21 protein-coding genes are annotated in these 24100 nt (G+C 64.7%); 12 read left to right on the top strand and 9 right to left on the bottom strand.

Features of this window, described 5'->3' with window-relative positions; translation table 11 throughout:
• The first annotated feature begins 2 nt into the window (after nt 1–2).
• Both BLQ01_RS12520 and BLQ01_RS12525 read left to right on the top strand, forming a co-directional pair.
• The gene (locus tag BLQ01_RS12520; RefSeq protein ID WP_091552048.1) at nt 3–1163 is read left to right on the top strand and encodes an alcohol dehydrogenase catalytic domain-containing protein; all 1161 of its coding nucleotides are present in this window, start codon (nt 3–5) and stop codon (nt 1161–1163) included.
• On the top strand, nt 1160–2788 hold the full coding sequence (locus tag BLQ01_RS12525; RefSeq protein ID WP_091552050.1) for an FAD-dependent oxidoreductase: 1629 nt from the start codon (nt 1160–1162) through the stop codon (nt 2786–2788). Before BLQ01_RS12520 ends, BLQ01_RS12525 begins: the two co-directional genes overlap by 4 nt.
• A gap of 68 nt (nt 2789–2856) precedes the next feature.
• Here the strand turns inward: BLQ01_RS12525 and BLQ01_RS12530 are convergent, their stop codons facing one another.
• The 3 genes from BLQ01_RS12530 to BLQ01_RS12540 all read right to left on the bottom strand — a co-directional run bounded on the left by BLQ01_RS12530 (nt 2857) and on the right by BLQ01_RS12540 (nt 5156).
• Nucleotides 2857–3624 (bottom strand): phosphatase PAP2 family protein, encoded by a 768-nt coding sequence (locus BLQ01_RS12530; RefSeq protein WP_091552051.1) that lies wholly within the window; start codon nt 3622–3624, stop codon nt 2857–2859.
• A gap of 93 nt (nt 3625–3717) precedes the next feature.
• A complete protein-coding gene (locus tag BLQ01_RS12535; protein WP_091552052.1) occupies nt 3718–4362 on the bottom strand; it encodes a dihydrofolate reductase family protein in 645 nt (214 codons plus the stop codon).
• A gap of 62 nt (nt 4363–4424) precedes the next feature.
• Nucleotides 4425–5156 carry a glutamine amidotransferase gene (locus BLQ01_RS12540; protein ID WP_091552054.1) on the bottom strand — a complete coding sequence of 244 codons (732 nt, stop codon included), beginning with the start codon at nt 5154–5156 and terminating at the stop codon, nt 4425–4427.
• A 159-nt stretch (nt 5157–5315) separates the two neighbouring features.
• Between BLQ01_RS12540 and BLQ01_RS12545 the strand changes: the two genes are divergently transcribed.
• Complete coding sequence (locus BLQ01_RS12545) at nt 5316–6542, top strand: MFS transporter (RefSeq protein ID WP_091552454.1); 1227 nt, start codon at nt 5316–5318, stop codon at nt 6540–6542.
• 174 nt (nt 6543–6716) lie between these two features.
• Nucleotides 6717–8039: an ammonium transporter gene (locus BLQ01_RS12550; protein ID WP_175493431.1), complete on the top strand. Its 1323-nt coding sequence runs from the start codon at nt 6717–6719 to the stop codon at nt 8037–8039.
• A gap of 214 nt (nt 8040–8253) precedes the next feature.
• On the opposite strand, the gene BLQ01_RS12555 is transcribed toward BLQ01_RS12550, so the two are convergent.
• Complete coding sequence (locus tag BLQ01_RS12555; protein ID WP_026541956.1) at nt 8254–8850, bottom strand: DnaJ family domain-containing protein; 597 nt, start codon at nt 8848–8850, stop codon at nt 8254–8256.
• Nucleotides 8851–9119: 269 nt separating this feature from the next.
• A complete protein-coding gene (locus tag BLQ01_RS12560) occupies nt 9120–11417 on the bottom strand; it encodes a SulP family inorganic anion transporter (protein ID WP_091552056.1) in 2298 nt (765 codons plus the stop codon).
• Between the two features lie 227 nt (nt 11418–11644).
• On the opposite strand from BLQ01_RS12560, the gene BLQ01_RS12565 reads away from it, so the two are divergent.
• From BLQ01_RS12565 to BLQ01_RS12575, 3 genes are read left to right on the top strand one after another with little or no spacing between them, the layout of a single operon-like run.
• Nucleotides 11645–12727 carry an acyl-CoA dehydrogenase family protein gene (locus tag BLQ01_RS12565; RefSeq protein WP_091552058.1) on the top strand — a complete coding sequence of 361 codons (1083 nt, stop codon included), beginning with the start codon at nt 11645–11647 and terminating at the stop codon, nt 12725–12727.
• A complete protein-coding gene (locus BLQ01_RS12570) occupies nt 12721–14079 on the top strand; it encodes a bifunctional PIG-L family deacetylase/class I SAM-dependent methyltransferase (RefSeq protein WP_091552059.1) in 1359 nt (452 codons plus the stop codon). The genes BLQ01_RS12565 and BLQ01_RS12570 overlap by 7 nt, the downstream gene beginning before the upstream one ends.
• On the top strand, nt 14076–14843 hold the full coding sequence (locus BLQ01_RS12575; protein ID WP_217638384.1) for a glycosyltransferase family 2 protein: 768 nt from the start codon (nt 14076–14078) through the stop codon (nt 14841–14843). The genes BLQ01_RS12570 and BLQ01_RS12575 overlap by 4 nt, the downstream gene beginning before the upstream one ends.
• Nucleotides 14844–14858: 15 nt before the next feature.
• Here BLQ01_RS12575 and BLQ01_RS12580 read toward each other — a convergent pair whose 3' ends face one another.
• From BLQ01_RS12580 to BLQ01_RS12590, 3 genes are all read right to left on the bottom strand, one after another.
• Nucleotides 14859–15437 (bottom strand): adenylate kinase, encoded by a 579-nt coding sequence (locus tag BLQ01_RS12580; protein WP_091552061.1) that lies wholly within the window; start codon nt 15435–15437, stop codon nt 14859–14861.
• Nucleotides 15438–15539: 102 nt separating this feature from the next.
• The gene (locus tag BLQ01_RS12585; RefSeq protein ID WP_091552062.1) at nt 15540–16028 is read right to left on the bottom strand and encodes an SRPBCC family protein; all 489 of its coding nucleotides are present in this window, start codon (nt 16026–16028) and stop codon (nt 15540–15542) included.
• The gene (locus tag BLQ01_RS12590) at nt 16025–16390 is read right to left on the bottom strand and encodes an ArsR/SmtB family transcription factor (protein ID WP_091552064.1); all 366 of its coding nucleotides are present in this window, start codon (nt 16388–16390) and stop codon (nt 16025–16027) included. Before BLQ01_RS12590 ends, BLQ01_RS12585 begins: the two co-directional genes overlap by 4 nt.
• A gap of 148 nt (nt 16391–16538) precedes the next feature.
• On the opposite strand from BLQ01_RS12590, the gene BLQ01_RS12595 reads away from it, so the two are divergent.
• A complete protein-coding gene (locus BLQ01_RS12595) occupies nt 16539–19265 on the top strand; it encodes an exo-rhamnogalacturonan lyase family protein (RefSeq protein ID WP_091552066.1) in 2727 nt (908 codons plus the stop codon).
• Nucleotides 19266–19372: 107 nt separating this feature from the next.
• Here BLQ01_RS12595 and BLQ01_RS12600 read toward each other — a convergent pair whose 3' ends face one another.
• Nucleotides 19373–20251, bottom strand: coding sequence for a MurR/RpiR family transcriptional regulator (locus BLQ01_RS12600; RefSeq protein ID WP_091552067.1), 879 nt, complete (start codon nt 20249–20251; stop codon nt 19373–19375).
• Nucleotides 20252–20360: 109 nt separating this feature from the next.
• Between BLQ01_RS12600 and BLQ01_RS12605 the strand changes: the two genes are divergently transcribed.
• From BLQ01_RS12605 to BLQ01_RS22360, 4 genes are read left to right on the top strand one after another with little or no spacing between them, the layout of a single operon-like run.
• Complete coding sequence (locus BLQ01_RS12605; RefSeq protein ID WP_091552069.1) at nt 20361–21749, top strand: MFS transporter; 1389 nt, start codon at nt 20361–20363, stop codon at nt 21747–21749.
• A 5-nt stretch (nt 21750–21754) separates the two neighbouring features.
• Nucleotides 21755–22243: a GAF domain-containing protein gene (locus tag BLQ01_RS12610; RefSeq protein WP_091552457.1), complete on the top strand. Its 489-nt coding sequence runs from the start codon at nt 21755–21757 to the stop codon at nt 22241–22243.
• Nucleotides 22244–23476: a metal-dependent hydrolase family protein gene (locus BLQ01_RS12615; protein WP_091552071.1), complete on the top strand. Its 1233-nt coding sequence runs from the start codon at nt 22244–22246 to the stop codon at nt 23474–23476.
• Nucleotides 23477–23510: 34 nt separating this feature from the next.
• On the top strand, nt 23511–24050 hold the full coding sequence (locus BLQ01_RS22360) for a hypothetical protein (RefSeq protein ID WP_175493432.1): 540 nt from the start codon (nt 23511–23513) through the stop codon (nt 24048–24050).
• Nucleotides 24051–24100: the final 50 nt, after the last annotated feature.

A 24100-nucleotide genomic window follows, 5' to 3' on the forward strand; every position in this document is an offset into this window, starting at 1 on the left:
CCGTGTTGTCCGCGATCACAGTCGCCAAAGAGACCATTTCCTTTCAGGACTCCCCTGATCCCACCGTTGAACCGGGCCACGCCCTGGTCCGGGTCCACAACGTCACGCTGTGCGGCACCGACCTCCATATCTGGGAGGACGACTACCCCACCGAACTCCCGTTGATCCAAGGCCACGAATTCTCCGGCATAGTCGAAGCCCTTGGTCCGGAGGTCACCGATCCTGGTGTCACCGCACTTGGCGTCCCCGGCACCTCGGGACGGGCCGCAGCCGGCGCCGCTTCCACAGCCGGCGCCGCGGGAGTCACCGGCAGCGCCACCGCCACCGGGCCCGCTTTCAGCATCGGCGACCGCGTAGCCGTCAACCCCATCATCTACTGCGGTGAGTGCCGCCCTTGCCGCACAGGCCGGTACAACGTCTGCCAGAACGTGGGCTGCCTGGGCTGCTATTCAAATGGGGCATTTACCGAACTGATCAGCGTCCCGGTGGAAAAGCTGTGCCCTGTCCCGGACGATCTTCCGCTGGACATCGCCGCCATGGGCGAGCCTGCCTCGATTGCCATGCAGGCCGTTAACCGTGGGCGACCCGAGCCCGGCGAAACCGCGCTGGTGCTGGGAAGCGGACCCATTGGGCTGCTGGCCACCTTGTATCTGACGGAACTGGGCGTCAAGGTCATCTGTGCCGACACTGAGCAGCACCGACTGGATCTTGCAGTGGAATTCGGCGCAGCGGACACCCTGCTTGTGACCCCGGGAACCGACTTCCCGGATGTGCACCAAACGCATCGCCTGGACACTCTGACCGACGGATACGGACCGCAGTTGGTCCTTGAAGCCACGGGGGTTCCTTCCTCCCTGGAGAATGCCATCAGGCTGGTCGCCAGCGCGGGCCGGATTGTCCAGGTGGGCATCTCGCCACGTCTGGCCAACGTCTCCATGAAGGACATTCCCTACAAGGAACTGGATCTCCTGGGCAGCCGGATGAGCTTGAACCTCATTCCGGAGGGGCTCGCCCTGCTGGCCCGGCACCCCGGACAGGCCCGCACGCTCATGACCCACCGTTTCCCGTTTTCCGAGCTGCAGAACGCCTACCAACTCCTGCAGGGCCGGACAGAAAAGATCGGTAAGATCCTGATCGAAATGCCTGCTGGGAGCACCGCATGAGCACCTCAATCATCACCGCGCCCCAACAGCTCAACGGACGCTACGACGTCGTGGTCATGGGCAGCGGCGCCGCCGGTCTGGTTGCCGCCGTCCGCGCCGCCGATGCCGGGCTCAGCGTCCTGGTGGTGGAGAAGGCCCCGCTTTTGGGCGGCACCACCGCTGCTGGTGGCGGCGTGATGTGGGCGCCGGACAACCACCTCGCCAAAGCTGCCGGGTACCAGGACAGCCAGGCCGACGGCGTCGCGTACCTGACCGAGGCAGCGGGCCATGTGATGACGGCCGGGGAAATCCAGTGGTATGTGGCCACTGCGCCGCGGGCTGTGGAGTTCCTCAACCGCAAGACCAAAGTCTCCATGGTTCCCATTGCCCGCCCGGATTACCACATGGAGTGGAAAGGGGCTGCCAATGGTGGCAGGGGCCTGGACAACAACGCGTTCGACCCCCGGGACTACCCCGGGCTTTCGGAGTTGGTCCGGCCGTCGTCGTACTTTCCGCTGCTCACCATGACCGAACGGGATCAGCTCAACGGCCGCGCCGCTGATCCCGCGCTGCTGGAACACCGGGCCTCTGCGGGAATCCGGACCATGGGTGGCGCGCTGGTGGGGAGCCTGGCGGCGAGCGCCCTGGATCGGGGCGTGCAGATCGTGGTGTCCAATCCTGTGGAGGACTTGTCGCGGACGGGTGACCGGTGGGAGGTGGGCCTCGGCGGAACCTCCGCGGGCGCGCGGGTGTCAGCGACCGCCGTCGTGCTTGCCTCTGGTGGCTTCGAATGGAATCCGCGGCTTCGCAGCGCGTTCCTGCCGTATCCGGTAACCCCCATCAGTGCCCCGTCCAATGAGGGCGACGGCTTGGTGCTCGGCCTCAAGGCCGGCGCCGCTGTGGAGGACATGTCCGCGGTGTGGGGAGTTCCGGTCATTTCGACGCCGGCCCATCAGTACGACGGGCAGCGGTCAGGCCGCATGGGAAACGTGGAGATGACCCTTCCGGGCTCCATCACGGTGAACAGCGACGGCAAACGATTCGTCAATGAGGCCCTCAATTACCACGATGCCGGCAGGGTCTTTGCATCCATCAACCCGCACACCGGACGGCAGCAGAACAATCCGGCCTGGCTGGTGTTTGATGCGGACTATCTTGGCAAGTATCCGGTGGCGGGTTCAGTGCCGGGCGAACCCGCAGAGTGGATGGCGTCCGCACCCACCCTGGAACTCCTGGCAAGGGAATTGGGCATCGATCCGGCCGGCCTCCATGCCACGGTTGCCCGGTTCAATACAGACGCAGCACTTGGCGTGGACACCGAATTCGGGCGCGGTGCATCGCCACAAGACCGGTTCCTGGGTGACGCCGGGAACATGCCCAACCCGTGCCTGGCCCCCTTGCTGGCTGCCCCGTTTTATGCCGTTCCCATTCGGGCCGGCGTGCTGGGGACATCGGGCGGGTTGGCCACGGACTTCAGTGGCCGGGTCCTGGACCACGGGCAATCACCGATCCCGGGGCTCTACGCCGCGGGGAACGTCTCAGCCGGCGTCTTCCGCAACAACTACCCCGGCGGCGGGGCAACCCTTGGCTCTGCGATCACCCGCGCCTTCGCCGTGGGGGAAGATCTCGCGGCCCGGCTGGCGTAGCGCCCGGTGTAGGTGTGGGCGCCGCTGGACGTGGGCGCCGCTCGGGGTGGGCGCCGCTGGGGGTGGGGTCAGGGGTCCTCGGTTGAGGGTTTGGTGGCCGGAGCCCGTGCCACCCGGGTGGTGCGCCAGGTGTCCAGCGCAATAACTGCACCAAGGACCACCAGTGAAAGGGATATGGATGCCAGGGTGTCCGTTAGCCAGTGGTAGCCGAGGTACAGCCGGCTCACTGCCTGGGTGAGGATCCCCGCAACGGCCATGCTGAATCCGGCAACTACGGCCCCTGGCCCGTGGCGGCCGCGGGACAGGACGAGGAACGCGCCCACTAAGAGGAAGTCCGAGGCCCCCAGCACATGACCGGAGGGAAACGAGTACGTGGTGTCCCCACCCAGCAGCATCTGTTCCACCGGTGGCCGGGGCCGGTCAACCAGACGGGAAATGACCTGGGCAAGGATCACGCCGGTCAGCATCGCGCCGGCCAACAACAACGGCCGCCAGGCGTGACGGGCCCGGAACATCCAGACCACTGTGGAGGCCACCACAATGATCGGCATGGCAACGGGGCCAAAAACAGTGGCAAGGACGGCCATGGTGACGGTCATCGCCGGGGACCGTTGGTTGTCAAACCACGAATTGACCGGACCATCGACGCCGGCCACGAACGTCTTCTGCTGGACCCCGGTGAGGAGGAGCAAGAAGAACCCGGCACCAACCATCGCCAGCACCAAAGCGGCAACATACAGCCGCTTCCGTGTGGGCTCGGTGATCTCCCGTTCCTGAACGGTGAGCTTTCGGTCCAGGAGCCTGAGTATCCCTGCACTGTGACGACTACCGCTCATTGACCCTCCACGAGTGCACGCGATACCAAATCCTGGACATACGAAGCCCGCGTGTTCAACATACTCCCTTCCCGTTCCACCAGGGAGGTGGTTTTAGCGGGTCAGGGTGACGTGGATGGTGCCGCTTTCGGCCACTTCGGATGTCACTTTGTGGGTCAGCTCGAATGCGCGCAGGTCATCCCACAGCCGGTTGCCGCGACCCAGGAAAATGGGAGCGATCGTCAGGTGGATCTCATCAACCAAGCCGGCACGCAGGAAGTCCCGGGCCGTCCCGTAACCACCGCCAACGCGAACATCCAGATCACCTGCCGCCTCCTTGGCCTCCGCGAGCACCTCCTCGATTGCGGTGTTGCGGAAGTGGAAGGTGGTTCCTCCCGACATCGGGATCGACGGACGCGGTGCTGTGTGGGTGAGGACGTAGACCGGGGTTCCGAACGGCGGATTGTCGCCCCACCAGCCCTTCCAGTCCGGGTCATCGGCAAACGCGTGAAGTCCGAACATCCCGGCGCCCATGATCTCGGAACCGACGCCCTCAAAGAAGGAGACTGCGTGGCGATCATCCAGTCCTGCGGTTCCAGCGCCGCTGGTATCGCCGAACACCTTCTGCCGGAAGGTCCGGGTGGCGGCATAGGACTCAGTGAGGCGCCCCCAGTCAGCACCCATGGGCTGGTCCGGAGTGGGATCGGCAGGGGTGTATCCGTCCAGCGAGGTGAACAGATCCATGCGAACGCGGGTCATGTCGTCATTCCTTCGGTTCGGTGAAGCGGGGGTATGGTGTGGCGCCGGCGACACCACCGGATTCAGCGCGCGTAGAGCTCCGTGAAGTTCCTGAGCACCCGCATGGGCTCAGTCACCCCGGAGTTCCGGGCGACGGCAATAAGTTCGTCAGCCTCGTGGGGTGGGAAGTATCCGGCGTTCTTGTAGATGTTGATGCGCGTGATGAGGCCGTCGGCATCCAGTTCAGGGTGGAACTGCGTGGCGTAAAGGTTGTTCTTGATGCGGAACATGTGAACAGGACAGGCAGCCGAGCTTGCCAACAGCACTGCGTGTCCGGGGAGTTCGCTGCATGCTTCCTTGTGGCCCACAAAAGCATCGAAGGTTTGGGGAACGCCGCGAAGCATGGGGTCACGCGCACCCTCAGCGGTGAGCTGGATTTCCGTTGGCCCCACAGGTTCGCCAAAGCGCCGGTCGATGGTGGCTCCTTGATGAACGCCCAACGTTCCAACTCCATAGCAAGCGCCCAGGAACGGGAAATCCTGGGCCACAATCCTGTCCAACAGCTCCGAGAGTTCCGCCTCCACCCGGACTTGGGCTGCGCTCTTTTCCTCCACAGGATCACTGGAGGTGTACGGGCTGCCACCAACAATTACTCCGGAATAGTCGGCGAGATCAAGGGGCGGCAACGGCTCGGATTCCAAGCGCACGCGGACAAGTTCTTCCGGTTCCAGGCCGCAGTAGCGCAGGTACGCCTGGTACTCGTCATCGGCTGCGGCGTCTTCGGCGCGGGTGGCCAGCAAGAGGAAGGGCTTCACACGCCCAGTCTGCGCGAGGAATGCCTGCCTGACAAAGTGTGTTGCTGGTTGGAGGGGGTTTCTGACAGAGACTCCCTCGCATCGCCGGCGCTGCATAACGTTGTAGGAACCCCATGAAATAACCATCCCCCGAGGAGCCATCTCTTGACGCAGGACCCCGTGATCGTCGGAACGCCATCAGCCAAGGCGTCGACTGCTGGAACGCAGCAACCGAAGAAGATCCCCTGGGGTGGGCTTCTGGTCCTTGCTGCCGCGGGGTTCACCGCGGTGACCACTGAACTCCTGCCCTCCGGCCTGCTCCCCCAAATCAGCCGTGACTTGGGTGTGGACGAGTCGGCCGTGGGTTCCTTGACCGCGGTTTATGCGGCCATCATCGTCTTCACGGCACTCCCGTTGTCCCGATTCCTGGCGGGCAGGTTGCCGCGGAAGACGCTCCTCATTGCCACGGTGCTGGCATTTGCGCTGAGCAATGTCCTCCTCGCCCTGAGCCCCACCTTGGGATGGGCCATTGGCGCCAGGCTCCTTGGCGGCATCGCCCACGGCATGTTGTGGTCCAGCATGGCACCATATGTGGCCCGCATTGTCCCTGCGCACTCCGTGGGTAAATCCATGGCCGTGGTCTTCAGTGGCAACAGCATCGCGCTGGCCGTCGGTGCTCCCATTGGAACCCTGATGGGTTCCCTCATGAGCTGGCAGACCTCCTTCCTGGTCCTGGCCGGGGTGGGTGTACTGCTGGCATTGTTGGCCTTGTGGCTGCTCCCCGGCGCCCATGACCAGGCCAGCCAAAAGACCCCGTCCCTCCGGGCGGCCATGAAACTCCCCGGCGTGGTTGCGATCGCCATTGCCTGGCCGCTCCTGCTGCTGGCGCACTTCACCCTCTTCACCTATGTTGCTCCGTTCCTCCTGGCCTCGGGGCTTCCCGAATCGGCTACCAGCCTGTCCCTTTCCGTGGTCGGAATCGCCAGCTTGGTGGGAATTTGGATTGCCGGCATGACAGCGGACTCCCGGCCGCGCACCTCGGTGATTGCCGCCGTCGGACTCTTGGTTGTTGCCTTCGCCCTGCTGCCGGCGCTGGGCGGCACGTGGGTGGGTGCGTTTGGACTGATGACGCTCTGGGGCATCGCGTTCGGCGCTGTGGGCATCTACAACCAGGCTGCGATTCTCCGCGCCGGCGGCGAGCACAAGGATGCTGCCAACGGCCTCACCGTGGTGACCATCCAGCTGGGTATCGCCGTGGGCGCCGTCTACGGAGCATTCGCCCTGACCACTGTGGGCGCACAGCTGGTGCCCCTGGCTGCCGCAGTGCCAACCGCGATTGCCCTGGTGATCATCGTTGCGAGTCGTCGCGGCGGCTACCCTGCCGGGGGTCGGGAGAAGCGCCGTTAACATTCTCGAAACACGCCAGTGACGTGATCTTCACGAACGGACGATTTCTGTAACTTACCTGCAACTTAGCTCTTCTGAGTCGGAAACATAGCTCACCGAATATTGATCGGGGGGTTGATGTGGGCCGGAAACAACGGCCCCGTTTCGGACAGGCTCAATGAGAAGGGAACGCAGGTGGAAATCTCTGCGCAACACGTCTGGATGATGTTGTCGGCGGCAATGGTGCTGTTCATGACCCCAGGCCTCGGCCTGTTCTACGGTGGCATGACCCGCGCCAAGGCAGCACTGAACATGATCATGATGAGCTTCATCTCGGCCGGCATCGTTGGCGTGGTGTGGGTCCTGTGGGGCTACTCGATGACCACCGGCGACGGCTTCCTCGGCTTGTTCGGCAACCCTTTCGCGCACTTCGGCCTGCAGGACCTGATCGGCTCGCCGGACCTCATCAAGGCAGGTTTCGCTGCCACCTTCGCCATCATCACCGTGGCCCTCATCAGCGGCGCAATTGCCGACCGCGCCAAGTTCAGCGCCTGGGCCTTGTTCGTCCCGATCTGGGTCACCGTTGTCTACTGCCCGCTGGCTTACATGATCTGGGGCGGTGGCCTCATGAGCGCAGACGGCGCCCTTACCCGGATCTTCGGCCAGGTGATCGACTTTGCCGGTGGCGCAGTGGTTGAGGTCAGTTCCGGAACCGCCGCTTTTGTCCTCGCATTGATCGTGGGAAAGCGTCACGGATTCGCCAAAGACCCCAACCACCGCCCGCACAACGTCCCGTTCATCATGATCGGCGCAGCCATCCTCTGGTTCGGCTGGTTCGGATTCAACGGCGGTGCCGCCACCACAGCGGAGCAGGCCGGCCTCATCTGGATCAACACCCTGGTCACACCTGCTGCGGCAATGCTCAGCTGGCTTGTTGTGGAAAAGGTCCGCCACGGTCACCCCACATCCTTGGGTGCAGCGTCCGGTGTGGTGGCCGGCCTGGTGGCGATCACCCCGTCCTGCGCCAACATCAGCCCGCTCGCTGCCCTGGCACTGGGCCTCGTAGCCGGTGCCGCGTGTGCTGTATTCGTCGACCTGAAGTACAAGTTCGGCTTCGACGACTCCCTTGACGTGGTGGGCGTCCACTTCGGCGCAGGCGTCATCGGCACCCTCTCCCTGGGCTTCCTCGCCCTGCCGGTGGACGGCGTTGGCGGCGGGCTCCTCTACGGCGGCGGTCCGCAGCAGCTCATCGCACAGACCGTGGCGGTCCTGGTCACCATCGCCCTCTCGGGCATCGGAACGCTGGTCATCGGCCGGATGATTCACAAGGCCATTGGATTCCGGGTTCCCCTCGAGCACGAAGTCACCGGCGTAGACCTCACCCAGCACGCCGAGTCCGCCTACGAGTTCGGCCTCACCGCCCACGGCCACTTCCGCCAGCAGCAGGCGCACCTCTCGGCCCTCATCGGGGGGAAGCCCGTTCCAGCTCCGGGGGCCAAGGAAGACAGCTTCGCCTGACGGCACGCTCTGGCCTGACCGTATCCCCAGGCCCGATCATGTCTCCTCGGCCGGACAGCACTCCCTGGCCGGACAGTACCCGTAACAAACAGCAGCCGACGGCGGGACTCACGTTCCGCCGTCGGCTGCTGTTTGTCCGCGCCCCACCCAAGTAGGGCGCAGTTGTGCGCGTTTTGAGCGCGCTGAAAACGCGCTCTGCTGCCGCCTGGTTGGGTCAGCCGGAGCCGTTCCAGAGGCGCTGCCACCACGTCCGTTTGCCCTGGGGCTCCGGCTCAGGCTCAGGCGGGGCTGCAGCTGCCCTGCGCTCCCGCCACTTTTGAACCTCGGCGTCCACGTCGCGGAGCTTGGTGATCACTGGTGGGCCGCCCTGGAGTTGCCGCCGGGCTTCGATGACGCGTTTGTTGAAGTCCTCGAGGATGTCGCGGACCTGCTTGTCCGTGTATTGCTGATCCAGTTTGGCCTCGAGTTCGCCGTCCTCGATGCGGAGCAGGATGGCGGGTGGTCCGATCCCGCTCAGGCGTTCGCGCTGGATGAGGCCTTTGACCCACCAGTCGGGGTCATAATGCTCCCCTAGTCCGGGGATTGGTTTGCCGGCGTACTTGAGGTTGTCGAACTTGCCCTGGCTCATGGCGTCGCGGATGAGGTACTCAACCCTTGCGGCGTCGTCTACTTTCCGGCGCTTCTCGCGTTCCTCGGCGTCGGCGGCTTCGAGCTCGGCGTCTTCTTCCGCGTTGCCGCCCCAGGACCGCACGGCCCGCAGTTCTGCGCCGCGCTCAAGCTTGCGCCTGAAGGCGTTGTTCCCGGCGTTCATGTTCCCGCCACCTCCTCACACGGCAGCCCCTCGCCTGCCGGACATCCTCATTCCAGTATTCCGCACGTCGGCTTGGTTTAAGGAGGTACCCCCACCACCCACTTTGAAACCGCCACGGCCCCCGCCACGCCGTAAATGGGGCGTGGCGGGGGCCGTTCGGAGGCCAATGCAGGTGGTGGAGGTGCGGCGGGAATCAGGCACCGCCAGTGGAGCCGCGGCGGGTGGAGGCACCACCGCCGGAGGCACCGCCAGTGGAGCCTCAGCCGGAATCAGGCGCGCACAGCCATGCCCGGATCCAGCTGTTCAATGCCCTCCGCCGTCACCAGCACAACGCGGGCCGTGCAGATGTCGTAGAACAACCCAGTGGCCTGGACCTGGCCTGAACCCAACGCCGGACCGGTGACGGGGTGGTCCTCCAGCTTGCGGAGCTGCATGGCGATGTTCACCATGCTCAGTTGGTCCAGCCGGCTGTACCCCTCGACCTCGGCAGCCCGGGCAACGGGATGGCCGGCGAGCAAAGCCGAGTAACTGGGCCGCGCGTGCTCCAACCACTCATCAAAACCGGCGCCCAGGGCAGCTGCTGAACCCTCAGCATCAGCGATGACGGCCTTCATGGCACCGCAGTTGGAATGCCCGCAAATAACAATCGAATCCACGGACAACGCCTTGACCGCAAAGGACAACGCGGAATCGATGGAGGCGTCCCGGCCGTCGCTGCACACCACGTTGCCAATGTTGCGGAGCGTGAGCAGATCCCCCGGCCCGCTGCTGGTGATCAGGTTGGGGTTGACCCGGGAGTCGACGCACGCCACGAACAAGGTGTCCGGATTCTGGCTTTCCGTCAGGTCCTGGACCAGTGGACGGACCTTGTCTGCGTGCCGCCGATGGTATTTGTCGATGCCCAGGAGGATGGACCGCAGCGGCGGCTGCCCGCCGTCGTCGTCTGCTGTTGTTTTGTCAGCGGAAGGCAACCAGGACGTGCGCGGCGGCAGGGGGAATTCGCGCAGGTCCTGCCGCTGGGGAGTGTTGTCCTCGGCATCGGTGAAAGCAGTGGTTCCGTGTTCTTCAAGGACCACGGAGGCGCCGGTGTTGCGGTGCTGTTTCTGCCAGGCCACAAGTGCTTCACGGAAGGCGTGGTCGAGGTAGTCGGCGTTCAGTTCCACCACGGCGTCCTGGCCGGCGGGCACGGAGTGCAGGACGCGGTTGAGCCGGGGCAGCGCGAAGAAACTGCACGAGCCGGCGATGGTCACGCGCCACGGCAGGCCGGAACCTGCGGGTGCGTGGGCGTGGATCTGTGCCCGGAGCACCCGCCAAAGCACACACAGGGCGGCCAGGGCCAGGCCGATCATGACGCCTTCGAGCAGGTTCAGGACCACCACGCAGATGAGGGTGACGCTGTAGACAAGGAGCTCACCGGTGCGCAGGCTCGTGCGGATGTCGGCGACCTTGACGAGCTTCGCGCCAATGACCAGCAGCAGGCCGGCCAAGACGGACAACGGAATGAGTTGGATGAGTCCGGCGAACAGGGCAGAGAACACCAGGACCCAGACACCGTGCAGGATGGCAGATGAGCGGCTCTTGGCGCCGGCTTCAACATTGGTGGCGCTGCGGACAATCACGCCGGTCACCGGCAGGCCACCGAGCATGCCCGAGACAACGTTGGCGGAACCTTGGCCTACGAGCTCGCGGTTGAGGTTGGTGCGGGAACTGCCGTGCATTTTGTCGACGGCCACCGCGGACAGGAGGGATTCGATGCTCGCGATCAGCGCCACCGTGATGACGGCCATGGACGCGGCCCGCCAATTGCCGTCCGGCAGGCTTGGTAGTGCGATGGCATCGAAGATGGAGCCGCTGAAGCTGATGCGCTCAACGTTTGGTGCCACTGCAACGGCCAAGGCGGTCACGGCGACGACGGCGGCCAACGGCCCGGGAATTTTCCGCACCGCCGCAGGCAAGTATTTCCAGGCCATCAGGATGGCCACCACGGCAAGGCCAAGCAACGCCGAGTGGAGCTCCACGTTGGTGATGGCCGCGGGAAGGGCTGTCAGGTTCTCCATCGCGGACCCTGCGGCCTGCCCGCCGAGCAACACGTGGGCTTGCTGCAGGATGATGGTGATGCCGATGCCGGCGAGCATCGCTTTGACCACCACGGGCGAAACTGCCAACGCGGCCCGGCCAATACGGCTGACACCCATCAGTAACTGCACGACGCCGGCACCCACTGTGATGGCGCAGGTCACCGCCCAGCCGAATTCGTCCACAAGACCGGCGACGACGACGGTCAGCCCGGCGGCGGGGCCGCTCACCTGCAGTGGGGAGCCGCCCAGGCTGCCTGCGACGATGCCGCCCACGGCTGCGGCGATGAGACCGGCCATGACAGGGGCTCCGGAGGCGGCGGCGATGCCCAGCGACAACGGGAGTGCTACGAGGAAAACTACGAGGGACGCGGGAAGGTCCGCGCCGAGGTTGCTGAGGAAGCTGGGCTTGGCTGTTCCCTTGCCCGGGTTGGTACCCGGCGGGCTGTGCGAGTCGGTGGGAACGGTAGCGGAATCGTTGGGCTGTGGCATGGGTGGTCCTTGAGCTCGGGAATGCTGACCCCTCCAAGCTACGGAAACTGTCACGGTTAATGACAACAAGATGTGACAAGCATGACAAAAGCTGTGAAGATGCGCTTCATCTTGAGACCCGAGGGAACTTTTGTGGGGGTCGAGCGCGTTGGGGCGTTCGCGGGTCGCCGTCGTTCTCTTGCCTTCCGCGCACATAACCTAAGGCACCTTAGTTTAGGCTTGGCTCCATGAGTCAACCCGAAGCCAGGCCTGTACGCATCAGTTCCGAACCCGTTCAACTGCAGGCGCTCGAACCCATGCTGGAACAGGTACGGGCCGCGGTGGGTGACGTTCGGGCGTTGTTGGCATTGGCCAAGGAGATCGGCCACACAGCCCCGAAGCCCGGCGAAGGCAACACCGCCAAGCTCTGGGAGTTGCTCGCGTCTGTGACCGCAGTGGATGTGGCCGCCGGGAGGGTGCTTGAGCCACACCTGGATGCCCTTGCCATCCTGGAACAGGCTGACAGCCCCGCCACACCCGAGGGCGCTTGGGGAGTCTTCGCCGCCGAAGGCCCCGGCCTGAAGCTCGAGGCAAAGCGCGACGACGCCGGAAACTACGTCCTCAACGGGTCCAAGCCGTGGTGTTCCCTGGCCGCAGAACTGGATGGGGCAGTGATCACAGCCCACACCGGGCACAACAGTCGGGCCGCCTTTGCCGTGGACTTGAAACACCCCGGAGTGTCCTGCGAAACACCGGTGTGGACCAGCCGCGGCCTCCAGGAAATCCCCAGTGGCACCGTCCACTTCGACCAAGTCCCCGCAACCACTGTCGGCGGTGAAGGGTGGTACTTCGCCCGTCCCGGTTTCGCTTGGGGTGGCATGGGCGTAGCCGCGTGCTGGCTTGGCGGAGCAGTTGCCGTTGCCCGCGATTTCAGGACCGCGCTGGCGAAGGGCGCGGACAACGGCAGGGACCCTGACCAGGTGGCCCTCGCCTCCCTGGGTGAGGTGGACCGAATCCTCACATCCGTCACCGGGTACCTCGCCCAAACCGCCGAGCGGATAGACACCGGCGAGCCGGAGAACCCGGACGGCCACAACAGCAACTCCCCCAGCGCCTGGAGCGAAGCCCTCCGTGTCCGCGGCACTGTTGCGGCCGCCGTCGAGCGCGTCCAAACGGTAGTGACGCAGAACCTCGGCCCGGCGCCGCTGGCATTCAACGAGGCGTACGGCAAACGCATGGCCGACCTGTCGCTGTACATCAGGCAGCACCACGCCATGCGGGACGATGCCCAGCTGGGCGCCCTGACCTTGAAAGGGGACTGCGGATGGTAGCTTTCACGCACGCTGACGTCGGCACGCCGGAAAAGGACTGGGCGGCTTCGGGCGTGGCTGCGCTGCCTGAGCTCCCACTCGACGCATCAGAGCTCGCAGCCATGAAATTCGTGGTGCTGGCTGCGCATCCGGACGACGAATCACTGGGTGCCGGTGGCCTCCTGGCCAAACTGCAGGCGGCCGGCGCGGCAGTAGAGATCATCCTGTGCACCGCAGGCGAGGCCTCGCACCCGGATTCGCCAACCACGACGCCGGAACAGCTTGCCGCTGTCAGGCTCGCCGAGTTCGGCACAGCGATGTCCGGGCTGGCGCCGGGGGCGACGTGGCGGTATTTGGAACTCCCTGACGGAAAACTGGCCGCCTCTGCTGATCGGATCGCCGCCGCGGTTGAGGAGAGCACCGCGGGGCATTCGCCCCAGAGCGTGGTGATCGTGGGTCCCTACCGGTCGGACGGCCATACGGACCATGACACCCTGGGCAGCGTAGCCGCCGGCGTAGCAACACAACGCGGCTTCGGCCTGTTGGAGTACCCCATTTGGTACTGGTTGTGGGCAGGAACTGGAGACTCTGCGTGGAAGGAATGGGTACGCCTGCCCCTGGGCCCGGCAGAACAACACGCCAAAGCGACCGCCATGCACGCTCACGCCTCACAGACCGGGCCGCTCTCCGAACAGGCCGGCGACGAGACGCTGCTGTCCGCGACCTTCCTGGAGCACTTCACCAGGCCGTGGGAAACGTTCGCCTGGCATCCTTCAACGGCGGGGAACAACAGCGCCGCGGATGCTGAGCGGATCTTTGATGAGGTCCACACCCGGGAAACGGACCCATGGAGCTACACCTCCAGCTGGTATGAGCGCCGGAAGAGGGCCCTCACCATGGCTGCCCTGCCACAGGAGAGCTACGAGTCCGGGCTGGAGCTCGGCTGTTCGATTGGCACCCTCAGTGAGGAACTGGCGCAACGCTGCCGGAATTTCCTGGGAGTGGATGCCAGCTCAGCGGCCTTGGCCCAGGCAGCGGAGCGCCTCGCGAACTACCCGTCAGCGGAGGTCAAGCACCTCACCATGCCGCATGAATGGCCTGACGGCAGGTTCGATCTGGTGGTTCTGTCCGAGACTGGCTACTACCTGTCCCCGGAAGAGCTCAGCGAACTCCTAACAAGAATTCAGGCCTCAACTACGCCCGGCGGAACACTGCTTTTGTGTCATTGGAGGCACCCGATCTCCGGCTGGGAGCTCGACGCGGAATCGGTGCACGCCATGGCCCGCACCCAGCTCGGCTGGCCCACCCATGGGCTCTACCAGGAGAAGGATTTCATGGTGGAAGTCCTGGTGGCGCCGGACAGTTCGACATGACCGAAGCACCGCCGGCAGGCATCAGGAACGTGGCCGTTGTGATGCCCGCCCATGACGAGGAACAGCGTCTGGGCCGGGCGCTCAGCGGGTTGCGCAGTGCACTGGACACTCTTGAAGTGGAGCACCCCGGGGTGGGCGTTTCAGTCACGGTGGTCCTGGATAACTGCACGGACAACTCCAAGGAGATCTGCACTGCCTTCAGCGCCGGCGATCCCCGCTTCCGCAATGTCACCGTGAAGCTGCGCAGCGCAGGGGCCAGCCGCGATTATGGCGTGCGGACTGCCCTGGACGACCTCCAACCCCCCGGGACTGAAAGCGGAGCAGGACCCGAAACCGTTTGGCTCGCGAATACCGATGCCGATTCCACAGTCCCCCGTCATTGGCTGGTACGACAGGTCGATCTTGCCAGCAATGGCGCCGACGCCGTCCTGGGCTCGGTGGAACCGGACCCTGCCGATGTGGACCCCGCGGTGCTGGGACGCTGGCTGGCGCTGCACCCGTTCCGCGAGGACCACTCCCACATCTACGGAGCCAATCTGGGCATCAGGGCTTCGGCCTACCTCGCGGCGGGCGGATTTCCTTCGGTGCGTTCCCACGAGGACCGTGGATTGGTGGAGCGTCTTCGCCGCCACGGTTTCACGGTAACGTCCACGGACAGCATCCGGGTGGTGACCTCGGGCAGGACCGAAGCCCGGGCACCGCAAGGCTTCGCGGCCTACCTCCGCGGCTTGGGCGCCGAACTTCCTGCCGCCGCCAGGGGCTGACCACAGGACGAATGGCTAACCGCCCAAAATCCCCTCCACCGCTGCGATCGCAGCCGCAGTAATCGTCTCCCGATCACCCGCCCCCTCGACGTTTACCAGGATCCCGCGCTGCGAGTAGGCGGTCAGAACAGGGTGCGTTTCGTCCCGGTAGAGCTCCAGCCGCCGTTGGATCACCGATTCCGTGTCATCGGCCCGGCCTTGCTCCTGGGCCCGTCGAAGCATTCGCGCCACTAATTCCTCGTCCGGGGCTGCCAAGGCGAGCACCACTTCCAGGCCCCGGCCCTGCGCTGCGAGTATTTCGTCCAAGGCGCCGATCTGGAGAACATTCCGCGGGTAGCCGTCCAGGAGGAAACCGGCGTCAACGTCCCCGTCGTCAAGCCGTTGGCGCAGCATGGCCGTGGTGACATGGTCGGGCACGAACTCGCCCTGGTCCATGTACCCGCTGGCCTCGGCACCCAGCCCTGTCTTCTTCCGAACGTGCTCGCGGAACAGGTCCCCTGTTGAAATTGCCGGGATCCGGAAGTGCCGCGCGATGTGTTCGGCTTGGGTGCCTTTGCCGGAACCTGGAGGGCCCATGATGATCAGTCGCGCCATGTCACTGGTCCGTTTCGAGAGGCGGCCGGGACTTAAACAATACGCCGACGACGACGGGAGGCACCCGCCGTCGTCGGCTTCTTTTTGCTTTTGGTTCAGTGGCTAGTTGGCGCCCAGCAGCGCGTCGATCTGCTCGGTTGCCTCGCGCATTCCTTCTTCCATGCCCATCTCGGCCATCTTCTGCATCTGCTCCTCGGAGTCGAAGCGGGAGGTGATGGTCATGCGCGTGCGGTTGTCCAGGGGCTCGAGCTTCACCGTGGCATGCGTGATGCCGAGGTCATCTACCGGCTCGCCCTGCTCGTCGGCGAAGCCGTCGTCAAATTCCAGGTGGTCCGGGGCATTGATGGCCGTGAACTTCCACCAACCGTGGGCTTTGGTTCCGTCCGGCCCGGTCATGTAGTAGGCGGCCTTGCCCCCGGCGGTGAACTCGTGGGTTTCAAACGTGGCAGGCCAGGTTGGCGGCCCCCACCAGCGTTCGAGCTGCCGTGGGTCTTCCCAGATCCTCCACACGCGCTTCACATCGGCGTCGAACTCGGCCACGATGGTGAAGCTCAGGGCCTCAGCATCCTTGCTAACGCTGACAACAGTCATGGCAGATCCCTTTCGTTTTCTTCAGCGAGTATGTCCGCAATCCGGCCGGCACGCTGCCGCCAGATCAATTCGAAGTGGTCCAGCAGATGCCGGGCTTTTTGCAGTCCGTCATGGTTTCCCCGCACAATCTGCTCCCTCCCACGCTTCTCCTTGGTCACCAGGGAAGCCCGTTCCAGGACCGCAACATGCTTCTGCACGGCCGCGAAACTCATGGCGTACAGCGCAGCCAACCCTGAGACCGAGTACTCCCCTGCCGTCACCCGGGCCACGATGTCCCTGCGGGTGGCGTCGGCCAGGGCTTGGAACAGGCGGTCTAGTTCGACGTCTCCGGAGGGATTTTTACTGAGCTGATCTACAACCATTTGGTTGTACGATACGCCAGCATGCGGGGCAGGTCAAGGGGTTCATCCGATCACCACCCGGCCACCCCTTGCGACTGCGACACAGCACGGGTAAGTTGTTGAAACGTCTCAAAGAAAGCGTTTTCCCAGACTCTTAGGTGGATTTACCATGACTCAGCACGCCCCGATCACGTGGATCGATGGCGAACCGCCCGCCGCGCTCAGCGGCGGCACGACGTGGGGCATGCCGTTCCAACGCGGCACAGTGCAGGACGCAGGTGTCCTCACGGTCCACGACGCCAGCGGCAGCACTGTCAGCGCCCAAACATGGCCCCTTGCCACTTGGCCCGACGGATCCCTCAAGTGGGCCGGCATTGCCATCGGAGCCACGGATCAACCCGCCGGCGCCTATCAGGTGAGCTTCCCAACTGAAACGCACGACGCCGGTCCGGCAGCCGCCGTCGAACGCCCGGACACGGAAGGCCCGGGTTCCGTACGCTCCGCTAGAGGCACGGTGACCGTCACCGAAGTCGGAGGCTCCGTCACGGTCTCCACTGGCATCTTGGACATGGCCATCACCAGGAATAGCGACACCCTGTTCACCGAACTCCGCCGCGATGGCAACGTGGTGGCCAAGGACGGCCGCCTTGTGAGCCTGCTGCAGTCCGGGCCGGCGGAGGGAACAGGCACCACCACCCGCACGGGCTTCACCGGCCACACCACACAGGTCACCATTGAACAACACGGTCCGGTCCGCGCCGTGGTCCGGGTCGAGGGCCGGCACCGCGCCGATGACGGCGGCAAAGAATGGCTCCCCTTCACCGTTCGTTTCTACTTCTACACAGGCGCCCGCAGCGTCAGGATGATGCACTCGTTCATCTGGGACGGCGACGCCGAACAGGATTTCCTGGCGGGGCTGGGCGTCGAGTTCACTGTGCCACTCGAGAGCGAACTGCATGACCGGCACATCAGGATCGCCGGGGCCGACGGCGGCTTCCTGGTGGAGGCAGTCCTGGGCTTGACGGGCCTGCGCCGGGATCCGGGAGAGGAAGTACGCGCGGCACAGATCGCCGGGCGGCCCACTCCTCCGGCGGCCGAGTGGAGTCCGCTGGTTTCGAAACGACTCCACCTCATCCCGAGTTGGAACGACTACACCCTCACGCAGCTGACCGCAGACGGTTTTGATCTGCGTAAACGGACGGCCCCAGGCCACGGCTGGGTAGGGGTTTCCGGCGGCACCAGGGCGGCCGGCTTCTGCTCCCTGAGCGATGTCCGCGGCGGCTTCGGCGTTGGCATCCGCGACTTCTGGCAATCGCATCCGGGACAGTTGGATATCCGCGGGGCAGCTACCGCGGAAGCAAAGATGACCGCATGGCTCTACTCCCCCGAAGCCCAGCCGATGGACCTTCGCTTCTATCACGACGGCCTGGGCCAGGACACGTTCGAGGACCAGCTTGAAGGCCTTGAAATCACGTATGAGGACTATGAGCCAGGCTTCGGCAACGCCACGGGCATCGCCCGTACGCACGAGCTGACGCTCTTCGCTTACGACGCAACGCCCAGCACGGAGTCACTCGCCGCGGACGCCAAGGCGGCATCCGTCCCGCCAATGCTGCAGCCCTCGCCCGCATACCTGCACGCAGCTGGCGTGTTCGGCGATTGGGCTCCGGTGGACCGCAGCACCCCCGCCAGGGCAGAGCTGGAAGACAAGTTGGACTTCCTGTTCGACTTCTACCAGGGCCAGACCGAGCAGCGCCGCTGGTACGGGTTCTGGAACTACGGCGACGTCATGCACACCTATGACACCGACAGGCACGTGTGGCGCTACGACGTCGGCGGTTATGCCTGGGACAACTCCGAGCTCTCCCCCGATCTTTGGCTCTGGTACATGTACCTCCGGACGGGCCGCGCGGACGTTTTCCGCTACGCCGAGGCCATGACCCGCCACACAGGTGAGGTGGACGTCTACCACCTCGGGCCCTGGCGCGGCCTGGGTTCACGGCACAACGTCCAGCACTGGGGCTGCAGCGCCAAGCAGTTGCGCATCAGCACCCCGGCCTACCGGCGTTTCCACTACTACCTGACCGCGGACGAACGCACGGGCGATCTCCTCACCGAACTGGTGGACAGCGACCAGAATTTCCTCGGCCTGGATCCCGTCCGGAAAGTCAGGCCCGACGCCGCGACCTACCGCCCGGACCGTGGCGCCTTGGGCGTGGGACTCGGCACGGACTGGGGCTCGCTTGCCGCCACCTGGCTCACCGATTGGGAACGGACCGGCAACCCGCGCTCCCGCGATCGGCTGCTGGGAACCATGGCCGACATCGGCGCCCTGAAGTACGGCTTCCTGACGGGTGAAGCGCTCTACGACCTGGATGCGGGAAGGTTCGACGCCGGCAGGGAAGCCATCAGCGTCTCGCACCTGAGTGCCGTGTTCGGTTTGGTGGAAATCTGCAGCGAACTGATCAGCCTGGTGCCGGACAAGGATTTCGAGGAGGCCTGGATGCAGTACTGCCGGCTGTTCCTGGCCACCCCGGAGGAACAGATCGCGGAGGTGGGCCAACCCTTGGCCGGTATCTACCTCACCCAGGCTCACAGTCGGCTGACGGCCTATGCGGCGGCCCGGTTGGGGTCTCCGGAACTGGCGGAGTTGGCATGGGAGAGCTTTGCCGAGGGCGGGGAGAACCTCAACCATGCCGAGGCCTTCACGCTGAAGAAGATCCTGCCGCCTTACGTACTCCAGCCCGTGGATGAAGCACCTACGGTTTCCACGAACGACACCGCCCAGTTCGGCTTGGCCGTCATCCAGAACCTGGCCCTGGTCGGTGACCACCTGCCGGCGGGACGGCCCCATCCTGGGGCGGCCGATGCATCCCAGGAGGTCCCGGCGTCGTAATTTCTGTTGCTTCCCCACCTTCTTTGGCGCCGCCGCGGCCGCAAAGTAACCCGAAGGGGTTGTTTTTTGGTCCCGGTGGACCCAAAGAGGGTCAGGAAGACACGGCCCTAGGAAGTTGAGCGCGGGTGCATGATGCGCATCTGATCCCAGGTCCGCTCCGAAGCGGCGATGTTCTGGTTGGAGCGTTCTCGGTCCAGGGAGGCAAGCTCGACGGCGATCGCCTGGACCGCGGTCACCGCACCTGTCAGGGACGGGAAGAAGCCGGCGCCCTCGGTGGGCACCACAATCCTGTGATCGGCGTGCACTGCGACCGGTGAGCCCGCGCTGTCGGTGATCGATGCGATGGGCGTGCCGAGGTTGTGGGCGATTTCCACGGCGCGCATGGTGCTGTCGTAAACCCTCCACAGGCTGATGGCGATCACCAGGTCTTCTGCACCGAGTCGTGCAATGGCATTGGTGAGGGCCGCGACGTCGGCATCCAGGAGCCTGACGTTGTAGCCGGCAATGATCGCGTTGTGCTCCAGGGCTTTGCCTGGGATGGCGTAACTTCCCGCGGCCACAATGAAGGTTTGCCGCGCACCGGCGATCGCCTTCGCAATGTTGTGCAGCGTGCCGGCGTCCAAAGTGCGCTCAAAATGGGCCAGGTTTGCCCTGTCCGTGGACACTGCCGCCTGTGCAGGACTGCTCAGGTGGCCGTTGTGTTCCGCCGCGACTTCGACGGCGCTGAGGGATGCCAGGAAGCGGGACCTGAGCTCGTACTGGAAGTCCGCCCACCCCTTGAATCCCAGTGTTTGCGCGGTTCTTGTGACCGTTGAGGCATTGGAGGCAGCCACTGCGGCGATGTCGCTGACAGAGCCGTAGGAGGCCAGCCGGGGCTGCGAGCGGAGGATGCCGATGACCTGCATTTGGCGTGCCGCGAGCTTGCGTCCTTGGACACGGCTGTCCAGCCACTCGGTCAACGTTGACGAGTCGAAATCTTCTTCCACCTATTGACCTACCTCACACTTTGGCCGTAACTTCGATACATCGCTTCTGCACAGATCCGTGCATATTCCTAAAAATGTACAACTTGGCCCACTTTGGCAGGAATCCCCAATGTCTCTCACAGCACGCCTTGATCGTCTGGCTCTCAGTCGACCACACTACAAGCTTCTCCTCATTGGAGGCCTCGGCTACTCCTTCGACGGAATGGACGGCGCCGTGGTGGCCTTCCTCCTCCCACGCATCCAGGAACTCTGGGGTCTCAGCACCGCCAGCCTGGGCCTGGTAGGCTCGGCCGCCCCGTTCGGCTTCTTCTTCGGCGCAATCCTGGCCGGCTGGCTCGGGGACCGCTTCGGCCGGAAAAAGGTCATGTTGTGGGCGCTGGCCTTTTACTGCCTCATGTCCGTGGTGGCAGCCATGGCCCCCAATTTCGAGATCTTCCTGATTGCACGGATCTTTGCAGGATTGGGCGCAGGCGCCGAGAGCGTCATCATCGCGCCGTTCCTCTCCGAATTCATTCCCCCCAAGCGCCGCGGCTGGTTCATTGGAACCCTGGCCGGCTTCTTCTCCTTCGGCTTTGTGGCCGCCGCACTGATCGGCCGGTTCGTTGTTCCCCTGGGCGAAGACGGCTGGCGCTGGGCCCAGGTCCTCACCGCAATCCCCATCCTCCTTCTCCTGTGGTGGCGCCGCAGCCTGCCTGAATCCCCCCGCTACCTCATCAGCCGCGGCCGCGTGGCCGAAGCAACCGAAGTAGTAGACCGCTTTGAGCAAAGCGTCATCAAGGCCACCGGAAAGCCGTTGGAGCCATTGCCCGCCGCGGAAGAAGAGATCGTCAAGCACGAACAGAAGATCAACATCTGGAACGCCCTGAAGTTCATGTGGTCCAAGGCCATGCGACGCCGGACAGCAGTGATCTGGCTGATCTGGTTCGTGATCACGTTCTCCTACTACGGCTTCTTCTCCTGGATCCCCACCCTGCTGGTGGGCCGCGGAATCACCATCACCAAGAGCTTCGAGTTCTCCATCCTCATCTATTTGGCACAAATCCCCGGCTACTTCTCCGCGGCCTGGCTGTGCGACCGGATCGACCGGAAGAACACCATCGCCCTGTACCTGGCAGGATCGGCCATCAGTGCCTTCTGGCTGAGCCAGTCCAACGATTCCGGCATGATCCTGGTAGCCGCGGCAACCTTGTCCTTCTTCCTCAACGGCACCTACGCCGGCGTCTACGCCTACACCCCCGAGCTCTTCCCCACGTGGATGCGCGCCACCGGCGTCGGCCTGGCCAGCGCAGTGGGCCGCATCGGCAGCATCCTTGCGCCCTCCATCATCGGCATCTTCGCCGCATCCCTTGGCTTCGGCGGAGTGTTCACCATGACCACCGTGGTGCTGACCATTGGCGTCCTGGGCGTAGTGATCTTCGGCGCCTCCACGGCAGGGAAGTCCCTGGAGGACATCAACGCCCGCACCGAACACGATCCCGCAGCGGCAGGAAGCAAGTGAACGCCATGACATCCGTTTTCGAGCAGACCTTCCACGACATGGAGCAGGACCCCGGAGTTGTCCTCTTCACAGTCCTGCAGTGGATTCCGCAGCGCTCCAGCCTCAAGCGGCTCTACACCAGCCACCCGGCCGAGTACCCGGTGGGAGGTGAGAAGACAGTGGAGATCTCCCCCGGCTGGCTGGGAACGGTCATCGAAGACAAGAAGCCTTTCCTTGCCCCGGACCTGGAAGCGCTCCGGAACGTCTTCTCCGACTCCGGACTCATCCAGCAACTCGGCTGCGGCGCCGTGATCAACGTGCCGGTCCTCGACCAGCAGGAGAACGTAGTGGGCGTCCTCGCGCTCCTCGACGCCGAAGGCAAGTACACCCAGCACAGTGTGGAAACCGCCGTCGACGTGGTTAACTCCAACCTTGCCCACCTCGTCCAGGCTTTTGAAGCCCATCCCACGGAAATCCCAGAAGTCCCCGAAGCCCCCGCGAAGGACACCATCTAAATGAGCACCGCCCCAGAAAGCACTCCCCTGATCATCTGCAACGCAAGCGTCCTGGACGTTGCGGCCGGCAGCTACTCAACTGCCGACGTCGTCAGCGTTGACGGGAAGATCAGCAGCGTCGAACCGAACGCCGAGGCGCCTGCCGGTGCGCGGGTCATCGATGGCACCGGCAAGTTCGTGATCCCCGGCCTGATCGATGCCCACGTCCATGTGGTCGCCTCCAGCGCCGACTTCCGGTCGCTGACCTTCACGCCGCCGTCCTACGTTTACGCCCAGACCGCCAAAATCATGGGGGCGATGCTGCGCCGCGGTTTCACCACGGTCCGCGACTTGTCCGGCGCCGACTTCGGGCTGGCGATGGCCCAGGAGGAGGGATTGCTGGAGGGGCCGAAGATCCACTTCTGCGGCCACGCCCTGAGTCAGACCGGCGGCCACGGCGACATGCGCCTGCCCGGTGAAGACCACGACCCCAACGGCCGGGGCTGCTGCGGCATTGGCCGGGTGGCCGACGGCGTTGACGCTGTCCGCGCCGCCGCCCGGGACGAGATCCGCAAGGGTGCCCACCACATCAAGATCATGGCGTCCGGCGGCGTCTCCTCCCCCACGGACCGCATCGATTCCACCCAGTACTCCATGGAAGAGATGCGGGCCGCGGTGGAAGAAGCCCAGGCCGCCAACCGGTACGTCGCCGCGCACGCCTACACCGCCAAAGCCATCAACCGCGCCTTGGAAGCCGGCGTCCGCTCGATCGAACACGGCAACCTCCTGGATGAACAAAGCCTCAACCTGTTCCTGGAAATGGACGCCTTCCTGGTTCCCACCCTGGTCACGTATTGGGCGCTGAAGGAAGAGGGCAAGGAGTTCGGGCTCACCGAGGAAATGTGGGCCAAGGTGGATTCCGTCCTCACCAGCGGGCTTGAAGCGATTGAGCGCGCGCACGAAGCCGGCGTCAAGATGGCGTTCGGCTCGGACCTCCTGGGCGGCATGCACCGTCACCAGAACGAGCAATTCAGGCTGCTGGGCAAGGTCCAGCCCGCGATTGATGCCATCCGTTCGGCAACCACGACGGCGGCGGAACTGCTGGAGCGGGTAGGGGAAATCGGTGTGATTGCACCCGGAGCGGATGCCGACATGCTGGTCCTGGACGCTGACCCCGTGGCTGACATCGCCGTGCTGGCCGACATCTCCGAGCACTTGGAGTACCTGGTCCAGAACGGCCGGATCATCAGCTGATTCGCTCCTGCCGGGCCTGTATTAACCCTCTGCCATGGTCAATAATGTAAGCATACTGATCATTATTGAATCGAGGAGGGCAGCATGGCCACGGAAGTTGCCAGGTACTGGTCATCGCTGCGATCAGTACCGCCTGCAGGCAACGGACGCGCTTCAACGCACCCTGGAATGCCTGGGCGGCAAACTCCATGTTGTTGAGAGGCAGGCTGAGTCGGAATTGAAAAAGTTCAGGGAGTACATCGAGAACCAGGAGCCGGAGTCGGAGTCAACCGGGGCTACGGCGGCTACGGCTCCGGCCGCGGGGCCGGGCGCTTCGGCTCCGGCCGCGGGGCCCGCGGCGGGGCCGGGCGCTTCGGGGCCGGCCGCTTCGGCTCCGGCCGCCCGGGAGACACCGGACGTCGACCCCATCACCCACCCCTTTGACCAGACGAACGGTTTGGCCGACGTGGACGGGGACTCGGACGGAACCTCCGAAAGCGACACCCGCAGCGCCGCGGAGCGCAATGATGACGACCACGGCCCGGGGCTCGGCTTCATCCCGCCCCAGAGCGGCGGGCTTCCCGGCCAACGCTGAACCCTCAAGAGCAACGCGGGGTCACTTGTGGCCCCCTCCGGGCGCCGTAA

It is taken from the genome of Arthrobacter sp. UNCCL28 (assembly GCF_900102805.1).
Taxonomy (GTDB): domain Bacteria; phylum Actinomycetota; class Actinomycetes; order Actinomycetales; family Micrococcaceae; genus Arthrobacter; species Arthrobacter nicotinovorans_A.

Excerpts from the sequence above, each read along its gene's own strand:
- BLQ01_RS12615 (WP_091552071.1), top strand. The coding sequence starts at position 22,244 with ATGAGCACCGCCCCAGAAAGCACTCCCCTGATCATCTGCAACGCAAGC.
- BLQ01_RS22360 (WP_175493432.1), top strand. The coding sequence starts at position 23,511 with ATGGTCAATAATGTAAGCATACTGATCATTATTGAATCGAGGAGGGCA.
- BLQ01_RS12605 (WP_091552069.1), top strand. The coding sequence starts at position 20,361 with ATGTCTCTCACAGCACGCCTTGATCGTCTGGCTCTCAGTCGACCACAC.
- BLQ01_RS12580 (WP_091552061.1), bottom strand. The coding sequence starts at position 15,437 with ATGGCGCGACTGATCATCATGGGCCCTCCAGGTTCCGGCAAAGGCACC.
- BLQ01_RS12590 (WP_091552064.1), bottom strand. The coding sequence starts at position 16,390 with ATGGTTGTAGATCAGCTCAGTAAAAATCCCTCCGGAGACGTCGAACTA.
- BLQ01_RS12525 (WP_091552050.1), top strand. The coding sequence starts at position 1,160 with ATGAGCACCTCAATCATCACCGCGCCCCAACAGCTCAACGGACGCTAC.
- BLQ01_RS12555 (WP_026541956.1), bottom strand. The coding sequence starts at position 8,850 with ATGAACGCCGGGAACAACGCCTTCAGGCGCAAGCTTGAGCGCGGCGCA.
- BLQ01_RS12595 (WP_091552066.1), top strand. The coding sequence starts at position 16,539 with ATGACTCAGCACGCCCCGATCACGTGGATCGATGGCGAACCGCCCGCC.
- BLQ01_RS12560 (WP_091552056.1), bottom strand. The coding sequence starts at position 11,417 with ATGCCACAGCCCAACGATTCCGCTACCGTTCCCACCGACTCGCACAGC.
- BLQ01_RS12570 (WP_091552059.1), top strand. The coding sequence starts at position 12,721 with ATGGTAGCTTTCACGCACGCTGACGTCGGCACGCCGGAAAAGGACTGG.
- BLQ01_RS12610 (WP_091552457.1), top strand. The coding sequence starts at position 21,755 with ATGACATCCGTTTTCGAGCAGACCTTCCACGACATGGAGCAGGACCCC.
- BLQ01_RS12585 (WP_091552062.1), bottom strand. The coding sequence starts at position 16,028 with ATGACTGTTGTCAGCGTTAGCAAGGATGCTGAGGCCCTGAGCTTCACC.
- BLQ01_RS12575 (WP_217638384.1), top strand. The coding sequence starts at position 14,076 with ATGACCGAAGCACCGCCGGCAGGCATCAGGAACGTGGCCGTTGTGATG.
- BLQ01_RS12535 (WP_091552052.1), bottom strand. The coding sequence starts at position 4,362 with ATGACCCGCGTTCGCATGGATCTGTTCACCTCGCTGGACGGATACACC.
- BLQ01_RS12530 (WP_091552051.1), bottom strand. The coding sequence starts at position 3,624 with ATGAGCGGTAGTCGTCACAGTGCAGGGATACTCAGGCTCCTGGACCGA.
- BLQ01_RS12565 (WP_091552058.1), top strand. The coding sequence starts at position 11,645 with ATGAGTCAACCCGAAGCCAGGCCTGTACGCATCAGTTCCGAACCCGTT.